The organism is Flavihumibacter fluminis, from assembly GCF_021491375.1.
Lineage (GTDB): Bacteria > Bacteroidota > Bacteroidia > Chitinophagales > Chitinophagaceae > Flavihumibacter > Flavihumibacter fluminis.
Genome location: NZ_JAKEVY010000003.1, coordinates 1 through 19,606, shown reverse-complemented (window position 1 = coordinate 19,606; position 19,606 = coordinate 1). Strand labels below are relative to the sequence as shown.

The following is a 19,606-nucleotide window of genomic DNA, read 5'->3' as shown; positions in this document are numbered from 1 at the left end:
GTGGTGATTTAACACTTCTAATTTCCGAAGAAACAAACCCGAAAAAAATGAGGAGCGTCAGGAGGTCCCCTGATAGGGGTCAGACAGGTCGATTAACACCTGTCTGACTATTTTTAACTAACTTATTTATATACACGGATATAATCCACTTCCATGGAAGAGCTGGTGAAGCCAGCTTCAACTGGACCAGGAAAATTACCTCCCATCGCTACGTTCATGATGAAGAAGAAATCCTGATTAAAGGGAACAGCTGCTGAATTGTTTAGGGAATGAACCAGTTGGTCATCTACAAACAACTGGATTTTATCTGCTCTCCACTCCATGCTGTATTTATGAAACTCGGTAGTGGCGTTTTGAATTCTGCGGGTTCCACCATCTGCATTTCCACCAAAGCGACCTGGGTAATGGAAAGTAGCATAGATATTATTCAGATCACGGCCGAGGTGCTCCATGATATCAATCTCGCCGCAGGCTGGCCAGCCAACCTGGTCGATATTCGCGCCCAGCATCCAGATCGCAGGCCAGGTACCAACACCCACCGGCATTTTCGCACTTACTTCCACACGGCCATATTTCATGGTGAACTTACCTTTTGAAAGCAAGCGGGCGGATGTATAGGCACTGCCATTGAAATCTTCTTTGCGGGCAGTAATTCTCAATACACCATTAGTCACTACCACATTTTCTGCGCGATTGGTATAATACTGAAGTTCCTGGTTACCCCATCCGTTCTGACCCGTACCGATATCATATCCCCATTTGGTTGGATCAGGTGCGCCATTCGAATTGAATTCGTCACTCCAGATTAAGCCCGGTTCGTTGGAAGTTACATTCACACGAATTTGTGTACTCTTGGTCAGATCTCCTGCTGTGTTACTTGCTTTCACGGTAACAACATAAAGGTTGTTACCTGCAGTTGAATAGGTGTATTCCAATTCACCATCCTCATCAGTTTGAGATACGCCGTTTCCAAATTCAAACAAATAGGAGCTCGCATTGCGGGCGGTAGCTTTAAATGTTACCAGTCCGCTGCCATCAGCTGCAACGTCCGCTGAAATAACCAACTGGGTAGGTGCTCCATTAGAAGGTTCAGATTCTTTCTCTTTGGAGCAACTGGTTGCTGCCAATAAATAGCTTGCTATTAATAGTATGTTCATAATGATTCGCATCTTGTTAAGGTTTTACTTTTAATTTTTGATACCAGGCATTACCATCCACACCGATATTGCGCAGGTGTATGGTATTCTCCGTAATAGAAAGGATTTCATAGACATTGGCCCCTGTTGCAAAATTGATGGCGCCATTGCCGGGTACGGAAAACTGAATCCGGGTAGATACGGAAGCAGGGGCTCCTGAGGTAGCATCACTGAATGTCAGCGCTTTTACTCCGCTTACATCAAGAGGATAACAATCTTCCGGACCACTGAATCCATAAGATCCAACGGAAGCTCCCTGAATCAGACTTGCTCCCTTATTGTCTACAGACATGCTTACCCGGTTATTTGCATCCCGGCTAAATGTGATCTCGTCATCATAGAAACAACCGGTAAAGGCTTTCTCATCGGGAGACGCCTGGTACCAGATGGGTTCAAATGCATCCGCCGGACCAACACCAATATGTCCCGCGGCCTGGTTATCTGTTACCCAAACTTTGCTGCCATTTCCTGTAAGTGATGAAAGGATCGCAGCAGGGATTTCAAAAATTACATTCACTGCAACTTTTTTGCTAATGGTTGAAACCACACCGGCAGTACCAATGGCATTTACAGTAACAACATATTCCTGAGTACCAGGAGTGCCATAGCGATAGCGAACAGTTCCACCAGGAACCATACGTGTAATACCGTCTCCAAAATCAATCTTATAGGTGATCGCATTGGTGGCATTGGCTTCTATTTGTACATAGCCGGATCCGTTTCCTTCAGGATTGGAAGCATCAGCACCTTCCACCACGATATCAAGTGCCAGTTCGGATGGAGTCTTGATTTCTCCAAAGGAATATTCTTCTTTCTGACAGGCTACAATACCGGTTCCAAGAACTCCAACCAGTACTATACCTGTGATGTATTTTCGAATAGTCATAATTGTTAGTTTAATGTGATGTCATCAAAATACCAGGTAAAATTCGCTGAACCGTCACCGGGAGTACCCAGGTCAAAAATCAGCACCACTTTCTGATAGCTGTTGGCCGTATTGATGGCTGAATAGTCGAAGCTGAGTGTTTCCCATTCGCCGGCTTTTGTAGTGCTCAGTTCTTTTTCAAATGCAATACCTCCATCATTCTGGTTTTCCACCTTGAGTAAAACTTTAGCGCCTACCCGCGGAGAATATACTTTCATGGTAAAGGTTTTCTTTACAGAGAAATCAATCGGGGCAGCAAGGGAAATAAATGAACCACCCCAGGGCTGGCCAGGATTTTTTACCATCCGGGCAACTTTGCTGCTGGTATTTGTGCCTCCACTAACAGGGTTATCAATAATGGTTACCTGGCCGCCATCAAAATTCACAAAATCGTAGGTCAATGTTGAAGACTCAAAGCTCAACGGCAGGGCCAATACATCATTGCCACCACCGGCTCCAACCATCTGTACATCGTCCCAATAGAACACTTTTCCATTGCCATTGGTACCAAAATCAAAGAAGATGGATACCTTATCATAATTACGGCTCAGGTTCAATGCAGGTGTACCGGTGTTAAAATCAAACTCCAGGGTTTCCCATGCATTTGCAACAGTGGTGGTGGCTAATTTTTCAACAAAAATGCCTCCGTCTGTATGGTCCTCTACTTTCAGCAGCACCGGAATGCCGGCTGCAGGTGAATACACCCGCACACTCATTTTGGTGGCAGTTGCGGTAAAGGGAATTTTCTGAGGAAAACCTGTTGGCGTTCCAATGGTGGTACCGGCCCATACTTCAGCACCATTTCCTTTAGTTGTTTTCTTCACATTATTTGATGCATTGGTTGGATCAATTGCGTCTTCGCTGCTGTTCCCGCCAAAGTCAGTTACGGTGTAGTCCACATTATCCAGGTCGAATGTTACCGGCAGTGAGATGGGTGCAGCTGTTGGCGGCAGGCTGTTCACCAGGCGGATATCATCAAACAGGAAGGTGAAATTCGCTGATCCATCACCCGGGGTTCCAAGATCAAATATCAATACAACCTTCTGGTAACTATTCGATGTATTAATAGCGCTGAAATCAAATACCAGGTCTTCCCATTCATTAGCCTTAGTTACAGGTTGTTGTAATTCATAGAAAATTCCGCCATCTGAAATGTTTTCCACTTTAAGCAGTACAGTTGCACCAGCTCTTGGAGAATAGACTTTCATCCGGAAGATCTTGTTGGCACTGAAATCAATCGGCTGACTCAGCGTAATTACGGAGCCACCCCAGGGCTCCGGAGCATATTTGATCATTTGTCCAACTTTGGTGGAAGGATTACCCGGGTTTACATGGGGGTTATCAATCAGTGTTACCACACCTCCGCCGAAATTGATCCATTCGTAATTGAGTGTGCTGTTCTCAAAATCCAGCGGCAGCAGCAAAGGATTCACAATGGTGATCTCTTTGCTTAGTTCAGTGCTTGCCTGTCCGCCACTCAGCGCTACTACCCGGATTGTATACGTGCCGGTTTGAGCATATGTATAACTGGCAGTTCCTCCTTCGAGTAATGATACCGGTTCTTCATCTTCCTCTTCCCCGAAATAAACACGGAATACGGTTTCATAGTCAGCACTTGCGCTAACGTTCACCTTAAATGGATTGGAAGGGTCAATGGTGGCCGTAAAATCCAGGTTTTCAGGAGCTTTGAAGCTAACTGTCAGTGGCTGGGTTACCTCTGTGGTCAAACCATTCACACCAATGCCCAGTATACGGACGTTGTAATTTCCTTCTGCGTACACGTGTTCCACTTTTCTACCGGGACTAACCCGCTGTGGCTGCTGTGTACCATCTCCGAAATGTACCAGGTAATAAGCCATGCCTTCTCCGTTTGGATAAATGCTCACCTTACCGGTATTGTCCTGTGTGATATCAAACATCGCGCTTAGTTTGTCCGGCGCGGCTGCTCCCTCTGCGAAAGCAATATCGTCGAAACTTTCTTTCTTACAGCCACTCCAGAGCAGCCCTAAGGAAAGTCCAAGTATGAGTATTCGTTTCATGTTTCAATTTTTTGGATGATCAATTAATAACCGGGGTTCTGAGGTAATTCAGATACATCCACTTCTTCCTGTGGTATAGGGAAAACCTCGTGTTTGCCGGTTACAAATCCGGTGATTTCCTGCGCTGCTCTGCCCGTGCGTACGAGGTCAAAGAAACGATCGCCTTCCATGGCCAGTTCCAGCCTGCGCTCATTCCAGATGGCCTCAGTCAGTGCAGCTCCGGTTGCTGTGATGTTGTGATCATTGTCGCCAAATGCGCGTTGCCTTACACGGTTCAGGTAATCCTGAGCTTTGGCAGTGTTGGGAGATGCTTTCCGGTTATTGGCCTCAGCCGCCATTAGTAATACATCTGCAAAACGAATCACCCGGTTGTTGTTCAGATAGTTCAACTCTATCTGTCCGGATGTTTCACCCTTGCGCGGATGATATTTATGGTTGTACAAACCGGTGTTTTTATAAGGCGCTACCAGGTAGGTGATATTGAACTGAGGGTTGGCAGCACTATAGGCTTCGATATCCAGAATGGTTACATTCTTACGGGTATCATCTGCATCAAATGCATTTGCCAGTTCCTGTGTTGGCAGGTTTACACTCCATCCCTGGGCATAGGGACTGCCTCCGGTCAGGTTACGTACGCCATGGTGCTGTACAGCGAAATTACCCTGTCCGCGACCCGGATTACTCCAATCGTAAAAGGGATTGTTATTGCTGTACTGGATTTCAAACACTGACTCCGGACCGTTTTCGCCGCTGGCCAGGAAGATGTTTCCGAAATTGGGAACCAGGCTGAAGGGACCATTGATCACTTCCTCCAGTACGGTAGCCGCTTCATCAAACTTTGCAGGGTTTGAACTTCCCTGGTATAAGAGTACTTTACCCAACAAGGCCTGTGCCGCATATTTAGTAGCACGTCCGGGTTCATTTACTGTTGTAGGAAGAGAAGCAATTGCAGCACGCAGATCCGTTTCGATTTGCGCATATACTTCTGCTTTAGGTGTGCGACCAAGTGACTTGCTATCACCAACGCCTAAACGACGTTCGGTAAACAGGGGCACATCTCCAAAGAAACGCACCAATTCAAAATAATAATAGGCACGCAGGAAATAAGCCTGCGCATACACCTGCTCCTTTGCTGCGAACTCCAGTTTGCTTTTATTTTCTTCCAGGTAATTGGCCCGGTTGATACCCTCATAACAGGTTCTCCAGATTTCTGTGAGGTAACTGTTAACAGGAATGGTAGTGTAATCATCCATTTGCTGTAATCCCAATACATCGGTGGCGTTTTCACCTCCTGAAACGGAGTTGTCAGAGGCTACATCACCAATAATGGGAACTGCCCAAAGCCACTGCATAGGAGAGTAAACACCTACCAGCATTTTCTGATAATCATCTGCCGTTTTAAAATAATCATCGGCGGTGATCTGATAATCCTCTTTCGGACTATAGTCAATAAACTTGGTGCAGGAAGTTGTGGCAGCCATCAGGGCCAGACCAACTGCTATGTATAAACGATTTTTCATTGTGCTCTGTTTGTGGTTAGAATTTTACATCAATACCGGCAGACCAGGTACGCGCCTGTGGGTACACACCGCGATCTATACCTGTATCAAAAATTCCTCCTGAAATTTCAGGATCATATCCGGAATACTTTGTGAACGTCAGCGCGTTTTTAATTTGCGCATATACCCTGATGCGGTTCACTTTGATACGCTTCATCCAGTTGCTGTTGATAGTATAACCCAGTTGCAGATCCTTGATCTTGATAAAAGAACCATCTTCCACATAGCGGTCGGATGCGCGGGTATTGTTATTGCCATCCACAAATGAATAACGGGGATAACGGGCATCATTAGTAGTACCTTCTCCGGTCCAGCGACCCAGCACACCGCGGAATTTGTTGGTCATAGCCAGGTTACGCTCATAAGCGCGATAAATATCATTTCCTACGGAAGCATAAACGAATGTGGTGAAATCAAATCCCTTGTATTCGAGATTCAGTCCCCAACCCATGGTGAAATCAGGGAAAGGGTCGCCAATCTGTGTACGGTCATCGGCATTGATCTGACCATCCTTATTCATATCCATAAAACGGATATCACCTGGCTGTGCACCCGGCTGTGCAGAATGTGCATCCACTTCAGCCTGGTTCTGGAACAGGCCATCTGTTTTATATCCAAAGAAATAACCAGGAGTAAATCCTTTCTCGAAACGTGTAACCTGCTGTCCCGGAATTCCATAGTTACCGCCAGCGATCAGGCCATTATTGGTTTCGGTCACTTCATTTTTGGCAGTGGTGAAATTGACATAGGTGTTGATCTTGAAATTCTTACCAATGGTCTCATTATAATTCAGGTTCAGGTCTATCCCATTGGTGCGGGTTGTTCCAATATTCGCAGTTGGCAGAGCAGCTGTTCCCAGGTAAAGTGAAAGTGTTGGGTTGAAGAGCAGGCCACTGATGTTTTTCTGATAATAATCGGCTGATAAGCTCAGTTTGTTATTCAGGATGGCGATATCAAATCCGTAGTTCTGCTGAACCTGTTTTTCCCAACCCAGGGCATCATTGCGGAAAGAGGCGATAGTTGCACCAATAGATGTGGCATTCTCACCAAATGTGTAACCGGCATTCTGACCTAACCCGTAGGAGTAAACGACGTTGGAGATTCGCTGGAATTGTGGGCTAACATTTTCGTTTCCGGTAACACCATAACTTCCGCGGATCTTCAGGTGATTGATAAGGTTGCTATTGAAGAACTCTTCATTGCTAACCACCCATCCGAGTGATCCTGCATAGAAATTTGCGAATTTATTCGCCGGACCAAATGCATACGATCCATCACGGCGGGCTGTAAAGCTTACCAGGTATTTGTTATCGTAATCGTAGTTGAGTCTTCCGAAATAGGAAAGGTTACGGCGCTCATACTGGAAGCTACCTGCTCCAAGGCCATTGTTAACTGCCTGTCCGGTTGCGGAAGAAATGTCTGCAAACTCCCAGGAGTTAAAGGGCACATCCTGACGGGAAGCGTCCAGCCCGTTTCCGGTTACTTTAGCTACGGACATACCGACCACCGCGTCAAAATTGTGTACATCGTTCAGGCGGAAATTATAACTGGCGAAATTTTCCCAGGTATAATTGTAATAGGTGTTTTTGTACTCTGATACGCTGTTATGTGCTCCGGGTCTGGGTGTGCCATCCGCATTGAGCGTAGAATTGATATGACCTGCTCCATAAAATGCAAGCGGGAAGAAGTTCTTACCCACCACATTGGTATAGGTATAACCGTAACGGGAAGTCAGGTTCAGGTTTTTAATCGGAGAATATGTCAATTCCAGTTTACCGTAGAGTTTGTTTGTGTTGGACTTATTATACGTGTCTGCCAACTGTGTCAGAGGGTTGAAGATCTCGGAGAGAATATTCGGGCTGGTGGCATATCGCCCATACACATTCGGATTCGTATTGAAGATCGGTGTAGTGGGATCAAAGTTCAGCGCGTTTGAGATCACCCCGTTAATGGAGTTTTCAGGAACTCCGGAACCACGAATGTTCACGAAACTGGTGTTAGCTGTGAACTTCAGTTTGGAGCTCAGGTTGTAGGTAATATTGGAAGTGGCGTTGATCCTTCTGAAAAAAGATTTATCGCCGCCACCTACGATACCATCCTGGTTCAGGAAAGAACCGGAGAGAAAATAGGTCAGCTTTTCGGAACCTCCGCGGGCAGTCAGCGTGTGCGACTGAATAGGTGCTCTTTTGAAGATCTGGTCCTGCCAGTCCGTTCCTTTTCCAAGTACACTCAGGTCGGGGAAGATGAGATCACCGCCACTGGCTACTGAACCTTCATTTACGATGGCTCCGTATTCGGTAGCGTTGAGTACCCCGATTTTACTGAATACCTCCTGGATACCGTAGTTTCCATTGTAGGCAAACTCCGTTTTCTGGTTCTGGCGCCCTGATTTGGTGGTTACCAGGATCACCCCGTTACCACCCTTCACACCATAGATGGAAGTGGTTGCGGCATCTTTCAGTACGTTAATGGATTCAATGTCGGCAGGTGGAATAGAGTTCAGATCGTCCAGGGTCTGGATGGATCCGTCCACAATTACCACCGGATCAGTACCGGTATAGGAGGGAATACCGCGGATCAGCACTGTAGGTTTGGCGCCAGGAGTACCCGGAGAGATTACAGTAACCCCGGATGCCCGACCCTGAATCGCATCTTCAGCCCGAACAGGCCGCAGCTTTTCTATTTCCTTTTCTTTTACAGTGGCAATGGCACCGGAAATCTTGGTCACTTTCTGGGTTCCATAACCCACCACTACTACCTCGTCCATCTGGCCAGACTGGGGCATCAGTGTGATGCTAAGTATCGAGCCGGTAATCCGAACTTCCTGTTCAGTAAAGTTTAAAGAGGAAACAGTGAGGGCTGATGCGGAAGCAGGTACTTCCAGGGAGAAATTCCCGTTTTCATCGGTGCTTGTTCCCTGGGTACTACCTTTCACCAGGACAGAAGCATTGGGAACCGGATTTCCTTTGTCATCAGTTACCCGTCCGGTTACGGGTTTGGTTTGAGAGAAGCCGATAACTGCCAGCAGCAGCCCGACCCAGAGTAGCAATACTCGTCGCAGCACTTTTTTCATATGCAAGCTAATTTTAATTAATGCCCGTTAAATGCGGGAGGTTAAATCTATACAGACAAATCGCCGCAGACAAGCAAACCTCTACAACACGACTACATCAATCATGATCAGTTGATTGATAATCAATGTAAATCGACTACATCATCACTACATCAATTCAATTTTGTATGTTTATATGATGAAAAAATGTTGGTGGTTACTGGGATTGTTTTTCACGGCGAAAGCATGGTCGCAGAATACGATCGGCCTGCCCAGGATCATCAATTATACCAAGACAGATTTTCGTGGAGGTGCCCAAACCTGGGATATCCGGCAGGATTCAGCCGGGCGTATCTATTTTGCCAACAATGAGGGTCTGCTAACTTTTGATGGCAGGTTCTGGAAGGATTATGCGCTCCCTAATAAAACCATATTACGATCCCTGGCCCTAGATGAAAACAAGGTGTATGTGGGTGGTCAGGGAGAGTTGGGGTATTTTAGTCCGGGTAAAGGGGGACAACTGGCATACCATTCCTTGCTGGCAGAATTACCCGCTGATCAGCGAACTTTTGCAGATATCTGGGACATCGAAATTTGGGGGTCGGCGGTATTTTTCCGGGCCCTTGACCGGATCATCGAATGGCAGAATGGTAAAGCCAGGGTATTCAAAGCGCAATCGGAATGGGTTTGGTTGAAAAAAATGGGCACCCGCTTATTTGCGCAGGATGTGGTACACGGGTTGTTTGAATGGCGGGAGGATCAATGGCAGCCTGTTAAGGGAAATCAATTGGTCCAATTAAAGCCTATTAATGGCATGCTCCAGGCTGGAGCAGATTCCATTCTGATGCTGACTGTTCGGGAGGGGGGGTATTGGCTGGTGCGTGATTCGATTCATACTGCCACCGCATTTCCCAAAAGCTTCTTTCCATCGGATGTAAATGCAGTTTCCGCACTGAACCAGCAGGAGTTTATGGTTGGCACGAATTCATCCGGGGCTTTTGTACTGGATTATAAAGGTCGGATCATCCAGCAGTTAGGACGAAAGGAAGGCCTGCAGAATAATAATATATTATGTGCTTTGATTGATCGCGATGGCAATCTGTGGACTGGTTTGAACAACGGAATCAGTTTCATTGCTTACAATGCGGCAGTGAAATACATTCATCCAAATGTAGAGAATGAACTTTCGGGATTCGGGGCGAGAATACTGGACAGTCGATTGTATCTCGGTAGTTCGGATGGCGCATACGTGGTAAACCTGGACACATCCAGGCAGGATCTGAGTTTTTCCAGGGGAGAATTTCGGTTGATTCCTGGAAGTTCGGGGCAGGTATGGCGATTGGATGAAGTAAATCAGCAGGTGCTGATGGCGCATAATAGCGGGACATACCGATTAACACCACAGCAGGCAGAAAAGATAGCATCGGAACCTGCCTGGATTTTTCAACCCTTGTCGCCCGTGCTTCCTTCCAGCGAAATCCTGGTTGGAAATTATACCGGTTTGAAGCGATTGACCTATAAAGATGGACAATTCAAAAACGAAGGCAACCTCTCCGGTTTATATGAATCACTTCGTTTCCTGACCATAGATAATGACGGAACAATCTGGGCTTCTCATCCCTACCGGGGTATTTACAAAATCGAATTATCAGGTGACCGTACCCGTTATGATGCCAGGTTGTATACAGCGAAAGACGGTTTGCCATCAGATTTGGGTAATCATGTTTTCAGGGTTCAGAACAGGGTTGTATTTGCAACCGAGAAAGGGGTATATGAATTTGATGCAACCAGCGGAAGGTTCGTGAAATCCGCTTTTTTAGGAAATGTTTTGGGAGAAATGGAAATTAGGTATCTGAAGGATGATATTCAGGGCAATATCTGGTTTGTTAGCGGGAAACGAATGGGTGTATTGTTGAAGGAGGATGGAGGAGGGTTTTTGGAGCCTGTGTATTTTCCGGAACTGACAGGACAGATATTATCCGGTTTTGAACAGGTATATACTTATGATCCGCGGAATGTATTCATTGCTTCTGAGAAAGGATTAATACATCTGAATCTGGAAAAGTACCAGGCGAACCGGGTCCCCTTAACTGTACAATTAGGCCAGGTGAGTGCATTAGGTAACAGGGATAGTATCCTCTATGGCGGATTTGGAAACTGGGAAGCACCAAACCTGAACAGTCATTTCAGCGCATTCCGGTTTGAATTCAGCGCGCCTTATTACGGCTTATCCAATACCATTGAATACAGTTATAAACTGGAAGGGTTTGATGCAGACTGGAGCGAATGGTCGGTAAGAACGGAGAAAGATTATACCAATCTGACGAGTGGAAGTTATGTATTCAAAGTAAAGGCAAGAACCAACCTGGGTCGTGAATCGGAGCCGGTAGCGTATCGGTTTACTGTATTGCCGCCCTGGTACAAAAGCATTTATGCTTACCTGTTATATGCGGGACTAATTGTGTTGCTGGTGTTGGCATTGATTCGCTGGCAGCGGAATAAATTAAGGCAACAGCAGTTAAAATTTGAAGAACAGCAGCGGCAATTGGAAATCCTGCATCAGCTGGAGATTGAGCAAAATGAAAAAGCGATCATCCAGTTGCAAAAGGAAAAACTGGAGAATGAGGTAAAGTACAAGAATAAGGAACTGGCAGATGCAGCCCTGCACCTGGTGGAACGAACCGATGCGTTGGCCCGGGTGAAAGAGGAATTGCAGAAACTCTATAAATCGAGTGAACAGGATGCAAGTTTGAAGAAAGCATTACAACTGGTGAATGATATTGAGCGAAACAATGAAAACTGGGATAGGTTTGCGGTGCGGTTTGATGAGATCAACAATGATTTTCTGAAAAAAATCAAAGGGCTCTATCCACAGTTGACAAGTACAGACCTTAAGCTTTGCGCCTACCTTCAATTGAATATGTCTTCAAAGGAGATCGCACAGTTAATGAATATATCACTTCGGGGTGTTGAAATCTCCCGGTATCGGTTGCGTAAAAAATTACAGTTGCCGACTGAGAAATCCTTTGTTGAGTTTTTTGCGGAATTGACCTAGTTAGCGATGCTTACTATGCAAGCATCCAGCTATAAACTTCCTTTGCAATGTTCCTCCATAACGGCCGGTCGAAAGCCCATACTTCGATGCATTGTTCCAGAATGATTAATGAACCAATATAAAGTGAAACCGGGTGGATTTTTTTTAGTCTTATTAAGTCGTGTACCCATAACACCAGAATCAGACTATCTGCCAGTACCAGGGCAAACCAGATTTCAGGATGGGGAACTGACTTTCATCTCCCATGAAACCAGCAGCATTATGATTGCTATTTCACCCATAAAATAAAGCCACCCAATTGTTGTTATCTGTTGGTAATGCAAAAGCAGAATTCCCAGACTGATGACACAATATACAGCATTCGCAATGGAGATGACCTTAAGTAAAGGCTTCCATTTAGCAGGATTGAACCATACATAATTGTACAACGAGTAAATGGCAAAGCATATAGCGATCCCTCCAAGCAGTTTGGTGTAAGGATCCGGCAATCCAAATATGCCAGGAAATAATACAGGTAACAGTAATAATAAGCTGGCTGTTCCAATTGCGCCCATCCCATCGATCAAAAACAGTTTTTTGGGGTCATTCATTTTGTTGAATTGTGATGTTTGTCAAAACCTCCCGCATAATGCTGATAACCTGTTCCATTTCGCTTTCATCCAAATGTCCAAAGCCCATCCGCATAGCTGTCAGGTTTTTTTGCTGATACAGCAGGGTTCGGGGAATGAATACGTCTTTTGCTTCACAGGCTTTGCTGAACTTCGCCAGATTCAGTTCTTTTTTCCATTCCAGCCAAAATGCGAGTCCGCCATTCGGATGTTCAAACTGAAGTTGGTCGCTAAAGTATTCGTTCAGCAATTCAACCATATTCTTTCTCCGTGCTCCATATACCTGAAGCGATTTCTTCAATAAACGATGCATCTCCCCCTCTTCAATAAGTTCCCCCAATACCTGCTCCAATAGCGGATCACCCTGGCGATCCAGTACCTGCAGGTGCTTTTGCAGTTCAACAATCAGATTTTCCGGAGCAACCACAAAGCCTGTCCGGAAACCGGGAGCCAGCGATTTTCCAAAGCTTCCGCAATAGACTACCATACCACTGGTATCAGCACTTGCAAGGGGTAAAACGGGGCTTTTATCGTAATGAAAATCGTAATCAAAATCATCTTCCAGGATGATGAATCCAAACTCGGCAGATAACTTCAAGAGGTCTAATCGCCTGCCAGCACTTAAGGTTACCGTCGTTGGATAGTGATGATGTGGAGTAATATAAAGTAATCGAACCGCTTGCTTTTCGCAAAGTTTTCTGACTGCTTCTACATCAATTCCCTCTCCATCTACCGGTACAGTTTTGATGTGTGCGCCCGCCTGTTGAAAGATCATGTTCATGATGAAGTAACTGGGGGTCCCAACTACTACGGTGTCACCGGGCTGAAGCAGCAAATTTGCTGTTATGAAAAGGCTCATTTCCGTTCCCCGGGTAAGCAGGATATTGTCTGGTGAAACATGAAGTCCGCGTGTCAGATTCAGGAAATTCGCTAGTTGCCTGCGGAAATACAGATTGCTTTCGGCTTGCTGGTATCCCAGGTGTCGCCGGTTGATTTTGCGTTTCAGGCTGGTGTTGTAATACCTGCTCAACTGATCCAGCGGTGTTAGCCGGTAATCCGGCAAACCATCATTTAGGTGGAGCCGGGCTTTGCTGTATCCAATAGGGTTATCCAGCAGGCTGGATTTTTTAAATTGAAAGCCGGTAACCGATGGGTATTCAATCAATTGAACCGTTTGCCCGGCCTGGAACTTTGCCGGCCTGGGGTCAGCTTTTCCGATTATAAAACTGCCTTTGTTAGGATGAATTTCCAACCAACCCTGGGCATCCAGTTCCTGGCAGGCCATAATGATCGTATTGCGATGCACCTGTAAAGCTTTTGCGAGGATCCGGGTACCAGGTAAACGGGTACCGGCAGGCAGGTACCGGCGCTGAATGGCATTGATCACCTGGTGTGCAATCTGCAGGTAAACCGGAGTGCCTGAGGATCGGTCCAACTGAATGATGGATTCAAATGGTATACTAACCGGACTAGCCATTATCTTAAAACTGGTACATGTATGTAGACCGGCAAGGTACTAGTTTTGGCCGCAAATTGAAATAAAGCTATGGTTTCCAGGAACGTATTCATTAAAGCGACAGGTTTAATCTCATTGGTAACGGGTTTATTTTCAGAAACTTATAGTCAGAATAAACGATCGGATCTGGATCCCGTAACGGTAACGGCTTCTGTAAACCCGATTCAGACTTCCCGTACCGGCAGGAATGTATTTGTAATAAAAGGCGATCGCTTCCTGGAATTGCCGGTTCAATCAGTTGATGAATTGTTACGCTTTTTGCCCGGCGTGGAAATGCAGATGCGCGGACCGGCAGGCAGCCAGGGTGATATCGTTCTGAGAGGCGGGAGTTTTCAACAGGTGCTGGTATTGCTGGATGGGGTTCGGTTGAACGATCCCAATACCGGGCATTTTTCCGGTTATATCCCTCTTGCTCCAGCGGAAATCGACCGTATTGAGATTTTAAAAGGAGCTGGCTCCGCGATTTATGGAGCGGAAGCGGTGGGTGGGGTAATTCATATCATCACAAAAACCTATGCAAGCAGGGCTGACGGAGCAGATACCCTTGCAGTACAGGCACAGGCTGCCATTGGTGAATACCGTTATGGATCGGTGCAGGCGGGTGCGTTTGTACGAAAGGGTCGGACGGCTTTCAGCGCCGGATTGTTATCAAATAACGCAGATGGACAACCGCAAAGGGGAACAAGAGGTTTTTTTCATAACAATACTGTTTCCATCTCTGCCAGCCAGTGGTTGAATGACCAGTGGAAAATCAGTGCCAGAGCGGCTTTTGATCATCGTGATTTTGGTGCGCAAAACTTCTATACCACTTTTGCATCGGATACGGCAACTGAAAAAATCAAAAGCTGGTGGACACAGGTTCAGGCGCAGCGTGTGGGTAAGCGGGATCGCCTGGTGCTCGACCTCGGTTATAAACACCTGGTGGATCAATTCGCTTTTAATAAAAGTTCGATGGCAAACCGAAGTGTGAGCGAACTGGTACAGGCACAGGTGCGGGATGAGATCCGCTTTACGGAAAAGACAGAACTTACAGTTGGCTGGCAATTTATCAGTAAAAAAATCGCTTCAAATGACAGGGGTAATCATACGGTATTACAGAGTGGGGCCTTTGTTGTATTGAACCAGCAGTTAGGGGAAAAATGGACGGTAAGTCCGGCACTGCGACTGGAATGGAATGAACGCTCTGACGCGGAACTGATTCCGCAATTAAATATATCTTATCACAGCGGGAACTGGCAATTACGCGGCAGCGGGGGTAAAACGATTCGTGATGCCGACTTTACCGAACGCTTTAATAATTACAACCGGGCCCTTGTTACCGGTGGCCGGATTGGTAATCCGGACTTGAATCCGGAACGCTCCTGGAGTTATGAATTCGGTGCGGATTATTATCTGAACAGTCGCTTCAAACTTGCAGCTACTTATTTTCAGCGGTTTCATGAACAGCTGATTGACTGGACAAATACGCCCTATGCGGAGATGCCGCGCAAGGAAAATCTATCCCCAACCGGTTCCTATGCTTTGGCTAAAAATATTGCCCGTGTGAATACCAAAGGGGTGGAATTGGATGGACAATTTCAGCAACGGATCAGTGAACGCCAGGAGCTCTGGGTGAATGCCGGGCTTACCTGGATTGAATCCCGGAGCAATGAATCCACCCCTTCACTTTATTTGTCTTCGCATGCGCGTTGGCTCATGAACCTCAATGCGCAGTACCGGGTGGGAAGATTTTCAATGAGTTTGGGCGCCTTGTATAAATACCGGCTGGCTCAGGAGGCTCCTGCAATCGGATCGGTATTAAACCGGGATTATTTCCTGCTGAACGCGAAGCTCCAGGCTGCAGTTTGGAAACAGCAACTTCGGTTGTTCATCCAGGTGGATAATGTACTGGATGTTTCTTACCAGGATTTGTTAGGTTCGGTTATGCCTGGTCGTTGGGTAATGGGTGGGCTCAGTTTCAGACTCTGATCCACTAAGCATCCTTCGGATGTTTGGGAGCTTCTTTTTTTGCAGGTCGGGTTGGCTTATCCAGATCGATAACTTTGATAACGGTCCGGATAATGTCAATCACCACCGGAGCACCAATTCCCAGCCTTTGTGCGTTGGTATTGGCCGGAGCGATGGAAATGCTGGTTGGATCAAATAAGATATAATTGATCAGGTTTTCTCCATCCTGCGTCGTTTCAGGAACATATACCTGTATGGTGGTTTTTTTATACCCATCAGGATAATAACGAACATAATATCCTTCGGTATGACGATACCATTGGTTCAGCTTGAATTCTGGATTGCGCATCTGTGAAAGTGTGCGGGGTACCGCAATGCGCTCATAAGCCTCATAAGAATTCACACCAGTATTGAAAATGTCCTGAATGTCTCCGAGTGTTCCACCTGAGGGCATAACTGCTGCAACCGTTTTTACAATCCCCATTACGCCACCATTCAGTTCAAAGATCTGCTTGGAATTGAGTAATCTTCGACCGGTGTATTGCACGGGCGAGGGTAGTTTGCTGAATTCGGTTCTGCTCATCACACCCCATAACAAAAGCTGAATATTCCTCTGATCAAGATCGTTAGCGGTTTGTGAATTTTTTAAAATGGTCTCGATAATTTCTTTCCGGGGATGATTCAGTGGAGCCTGGAAGTAGGCATCACGGGGTGTTGGATCTGGTGTACCGGGCTGCAAACAATAGGATTTAAACTCGGCGGTATACAATCCTGGTTTTAAAACAAAACTGCCATTTTCAGTCTGGGGTTGCTCCACCATTGATAAAGATGCAGTATCCTGTAATTCAAGGGATTGCACAGTATACTTTGGTTCTGTTGAAGTAGTTGTGGTAACCGTTTTACGGGAACTGCAGGCCATGAAAACCAGGCTGAGCAGGCTGCAGGATAGCGCTAATCTAATCATGGTGCGGAGGAATTAGTTCCCTTTATAACGCAATTTTTTGTTGTCAGGTATATGTATTACCGAACTACTTGCTGGTGCCAGACTCCTGAAATACCGCTCAACCAATTTTCCTGCTGGCAATGACAGGAGCAAATAATTTTGATAGTATATGAAACCGGGATCATTGCTAACCATTTTCTTTTTGTTGTTTTCATTGTTTTCGCATGCCGGAACAAAGGTGTATGACCATCCCCCTATCCAGGTAACTGTTTTCAATGAAAAGAAAGAACCGCTCGATTTTGTCAGTGTTCGTATTCTGCAAAAGGCTGATTCCACCAGAGTGTTCAGCACGGTCAGCGATTCTACCGGAAATCTCGCCCTTCCGGATCTTAAACCCGGAGATTACCTGCTTTGTGTTAGTCGCGTTGACTATGAACCCGCCTGCCAGGACCTTATCATTTCTGCCACCAACACAAATACTGCCCCACGGATACTTACTATTATACTCCATGCCTCCCGGCAGTTAAGCACTGTTACTGTCACGGCCAAAAAACCTCCGGTTCAGTTCCTTTCTGACCGTACCGTAATCCGTGTGGATGCCAGTATCAATAATGCTGGCACTACTGCATTGGAAGTACTCGAACGTTCACCCGGCATTACACTCGATAAGGATGGCAATATCAGCTTGAAAGGCCGCGACCAGGTGCTGGTGATGATTGATAACAAACCAAGTTATCTTACAGGCCCCGAATTGAACGCTCTGCTCCAGGGAATGAGTAGTAATGACATTGAAACAATTGAACTTATCGACAATCCGCCTGCCAGATATGATGCGGCCGGAAACGGTGGAATCATCAATATCCGATTGAAGAAAAACCGGCAGCGCGGTTTCAACGGCAACCTGAGTTTATCGGGTGCCCAGGGGATTTATCCAAAATCGAATAATGCCCTTTCGCTCAATTACTACAGCGGAAAAGTCAATTTGTATGCTAATTACAGCATGACCATTAACCAGAATCTGCTGGATATGTACGCATTCCGCAGTTATTATGCGGATGATGATAAAACCCTTTTATCTACCCTGGAACAACCCACTTTTATCCAGTCGACTGGAAAAAATCATACGCTTAGAACCGGGCTGGATTATACCCTGAATAAAAAAACATCGCTTGGTATCGCATTGGCCGGAACAAAAATCGACCGAACCGGTACGGGCAGAGGTGAAGCGAGTTGGAAATCAGTCAACAGCCAGCCAGATTCACTGATACGAACCAGCAACTCCAACAGTACGGATTGGAAAAATGCTTCTGTCAATGTAAACCTCCGCCACCAGTTTTCTGGCAAACAGGAACTTACTGCAGATCTCGACTGGCTGGGTTACCAGATCGAAGGCGGCCAGGGTTTTCAGAACATCCGGAGTGATAATAACCCTTATACAGAATCCTTCCTGGGAGAATTACCCAGCAAGATCAGGATCTTGTCCTTCAAGGCGGATCACCAGTTACAACTTCCGAAACAGTACAAACTTGAAACAGGAGTAAAATGGGCTGCTACTTCCACGAACAACAAAGCTGCTTACACAATTAATAAAGGTGGTGGCTGGGAAGAGGATCTTGGCAAAAGCAACCAATTCCTCTATGATGAACAGATACGCGCAGCTTATGCAAGCCTGGAGAGAAAGATCAATCGCTGGTGGTACCAGGTGGGTCTCCGGTATGAACACACCTCTTATGATGCGCATCAATTAGGCAATACCGTTATAAAGGATTCTGCTTTTTCCAATCAATATGGAAGTTTGTTTCCGAGTCTGCAGGCAAGTGTTGAACTTGATTCCCTTAATGAACTCAGCTTAACGATGAATAAACGGATTGACCGGCCACCATATCAGCGACTCAATCCGTTTGTATTCATCATTAACAAATACACGTATCAGAAAGGAAACCCGTTAATGAAGCCGCAGTTCACCTATACAGTTGAGCTATCGCATCGTTATAAAAACCTGTTGAGTACAAGTATTTCGTATAGTGATACCCGTGATTATTTTTCACAAATCTTTTTATCTGATAGTACTGGCACGTTTTATTATTCCGAAGGCAATCTTGGAAGAAGAAAAATTCTTGGTCTCTCGGTTTCTTTCAGTGAGCAATTGTTGCCGTTCTGGAATTTCAGTTCACAAGTTGATCTTCAGCATAAGAAGTTGAAAGGGTTTGTCTGGAAGCCATTGGAAGCAAGCATCACACAAGTAAGTATTTCAATCAACAATCTGATTAAACTCGGCAAGGGCTGGGCAATGGAAGCTTCAGGGTTCTGGATCAGTCGCAGCCAGGCAGATATTCAGGAATTAGTGGAGCCAACCGGACAAGTAGGGATCGGTTTTTCTAAACAGGTACTAAAGAATAAGGGTAGTCTGAAACTAACGGCGCGTGATATTTTCTATACACAGGATATGGAAGGGTTTACCATTTTCAACCAGGCTACTGAGTATTTTCGTTTACAACGGGATACACGTGTGATTAATCTGGCGTTCACCTGGCGATTCGGCAAGCAAACTAAAGCAACACCCCGCCGCATGAATAAAGTGGATGAAGCGGATCGGGTAAGTGGATAAAAAAAGAGCCGGTGTTTAGCCGGCTCTTTTTTGTGCGCCATGCATGGCGTCAGACTCGACGGTGCAAGTCCGTTATGGGGGTATGTAATCGCCAACCATTAGCCAAGAGCAAGGGTGTCTATCGCGAGGTAGAATCTGAAGGAAGCTGGCGGCAAAGT

Annotated in this window: 11 protein-coding genes; 3 read left to right on the top strand and 8 right to left on the bottom strand. The window is 45.9% G+C overall.

Annotated features, from left to right (window positions below; all coding sequences use genetic code 11):
• Positions 1-122: 122 nt before the first annotated feature.
• From L0U88_RS11185 to L0U88_RS11165, 5 genes are read right to left on the bottom strand one after another with little or no spacing between them, the layout of a single operon-like run.
• Positions 123-1,169 (bottom strand): family 16 glycosylhydrolase, encoded by a 1,047-nt coding sequence (locus tag L0U88_RS11185; RefSeq protein WP_234866144.1) that lies wholly within the window; start codon positions 1,167-1,169, stop codon positions 123-125.
• Between the two features lie 4 nt (positions 1,170-1,173).
• Positions 1,174-2,082, bottom strand: a complete 909-nt coding sequence (locus L0U88_RS11180; RefSeq protein WP_234866143.1) for a PKD domain-containing protein — start codon at positions 2,080-2,082, stop codon at positions 1,174-1,176.
• 5 nt (positions 2,083-2,087) lie between these two features.
• Positions 2,088-4,160: a hypothetical protein gene (locus L0U88_RS11175; protein ID WP_234866142.1), complete on the bottom strand. Its 2,073-nt coding sequence runs from the start codon at positions 4,158-4,160 to the stop codon at positions 2,088-2,090.
• A 23-nt stretch (positions 4,161-4,183) separates the two neighbouring features.
• Positions 4,184-5,680 (bottom strand): RagB/SusD family nutrient uptake outer membrane protein, encoded by a 1,497-nt coding sequence (locus tag L0U88_RS11170; RefSeq protein ID WP_234866141.1) that lies wholly within the window; start codon positions 5,678-5,680, stop codon positions 4,184-4,186.
• Positions 5,681-5,696: 16 nt separating this feature from the next.
• Entirely contained in the window at positions 5,697-8,792 is a 3,096-nt protein-coding gene (locus L0U88_RS11165) for a SusC/RagA family TonB-linked outer membrane protein (protein ID WP_234866140.1), read from the bottom strand.
• Positions 8,793-8,967: 175 nt separating this feature from the next.
• Between L0U88_RS11165 and L0U88_RS11160 the strand changes: the two genes are divergently transcribed.
• Positions 8,968-11,826, top strand: a complete 2,859-nt coding sequence (locus L0U88_RS11160; RefSeq protein ID WP_234866139.1) for a ligand-binding sensor domain-containing protein — start codon at positions 8,968-8,970, stop codon at positions 11,824-11,826.
• A 215-nt stretch (positions 11,827-12,041) separates the two neighbouring features.
• On the opposite strand, the gene L0U88_RS11155 is transcribed toward L0U88_RS11160, so the two are convergent.
• Both L0U88_RS11155 and L0U88_RS11150 read right to left on the bottom strand, forming a co-directional pair.
• On the bottom strand, positions 12,042-12,416 hold the full coding sequence (locus L0U88_RS11155) for a hypothetical protein (protein ID WP_234866138.1): 375 nt from the start codon (positions 12,414-12,416) through the stop codon (positions 12,042-12,044).
• A complete protein-coding gene (locus L0U88_RS11150; RefSeq protein ID WP_234866137.1) occupies positions 12,409-13,911 on the bottom strand; it encodes an aminotransferase-like domain-containing protein in 1,503 nt (500 codons plus the stop codon). Before L0U88_RS11150 ends, L0U88_RS11155 begins: the two co-directional genes overlap by 8 nt.
• 69 nt (positions 13,912-13,980) lie before the next feature.
• Here L0U88_RS11150 and L0U88_RS11145 point away from each other — a divergent pair, with 69 nt between their 5' ends.
• Positions 13,981-15,918 (top strand): TonB-dependent receptor plug domain-containing protein, encoded by a 1,938-nt coding sequence (locus L0U88_RS11145; protein ID WP_234866136.1) that lies wholly within the window; start codon positions 13,981-13,983, stop codon positions 15,916-15,918.
• Between the two features lie 4 nt (positions 15,919-15,922).
• Here L0U88_RS11145 and L0U88_RS11140 read toward each other — a convergent pair whose 3' ends face one another.
• Complete coding sequence (locus tag L0U88_RS11140) at positions 15,923-16,861, bottom strand: hypothetical protein (protein WP_234866135.1); 939 nt, start codon at positions 16,859-16,861, stop codon at positions 15,923-15,925.
• Between the two features lie 148 nt (positions 16,862-17,009).
• Here L0U88_RS11140 and L0U88_RS11135 point away from each other — a divergent pair, with 148 nt between their 5' ends.
• Positions 17,010-19,448 (top strand): TonB-dependent receptor, encoded by a 2,439-nt coding sequence (locus L0U88_RS11135; RefSeq protein WP_234866134.1) that lies wholly within the window; start codon positions 17,010-17,012, stop codon positions 19,446-19,448.
• Positions 19,449-19,606: the final 158 nt, after the last annotated feature.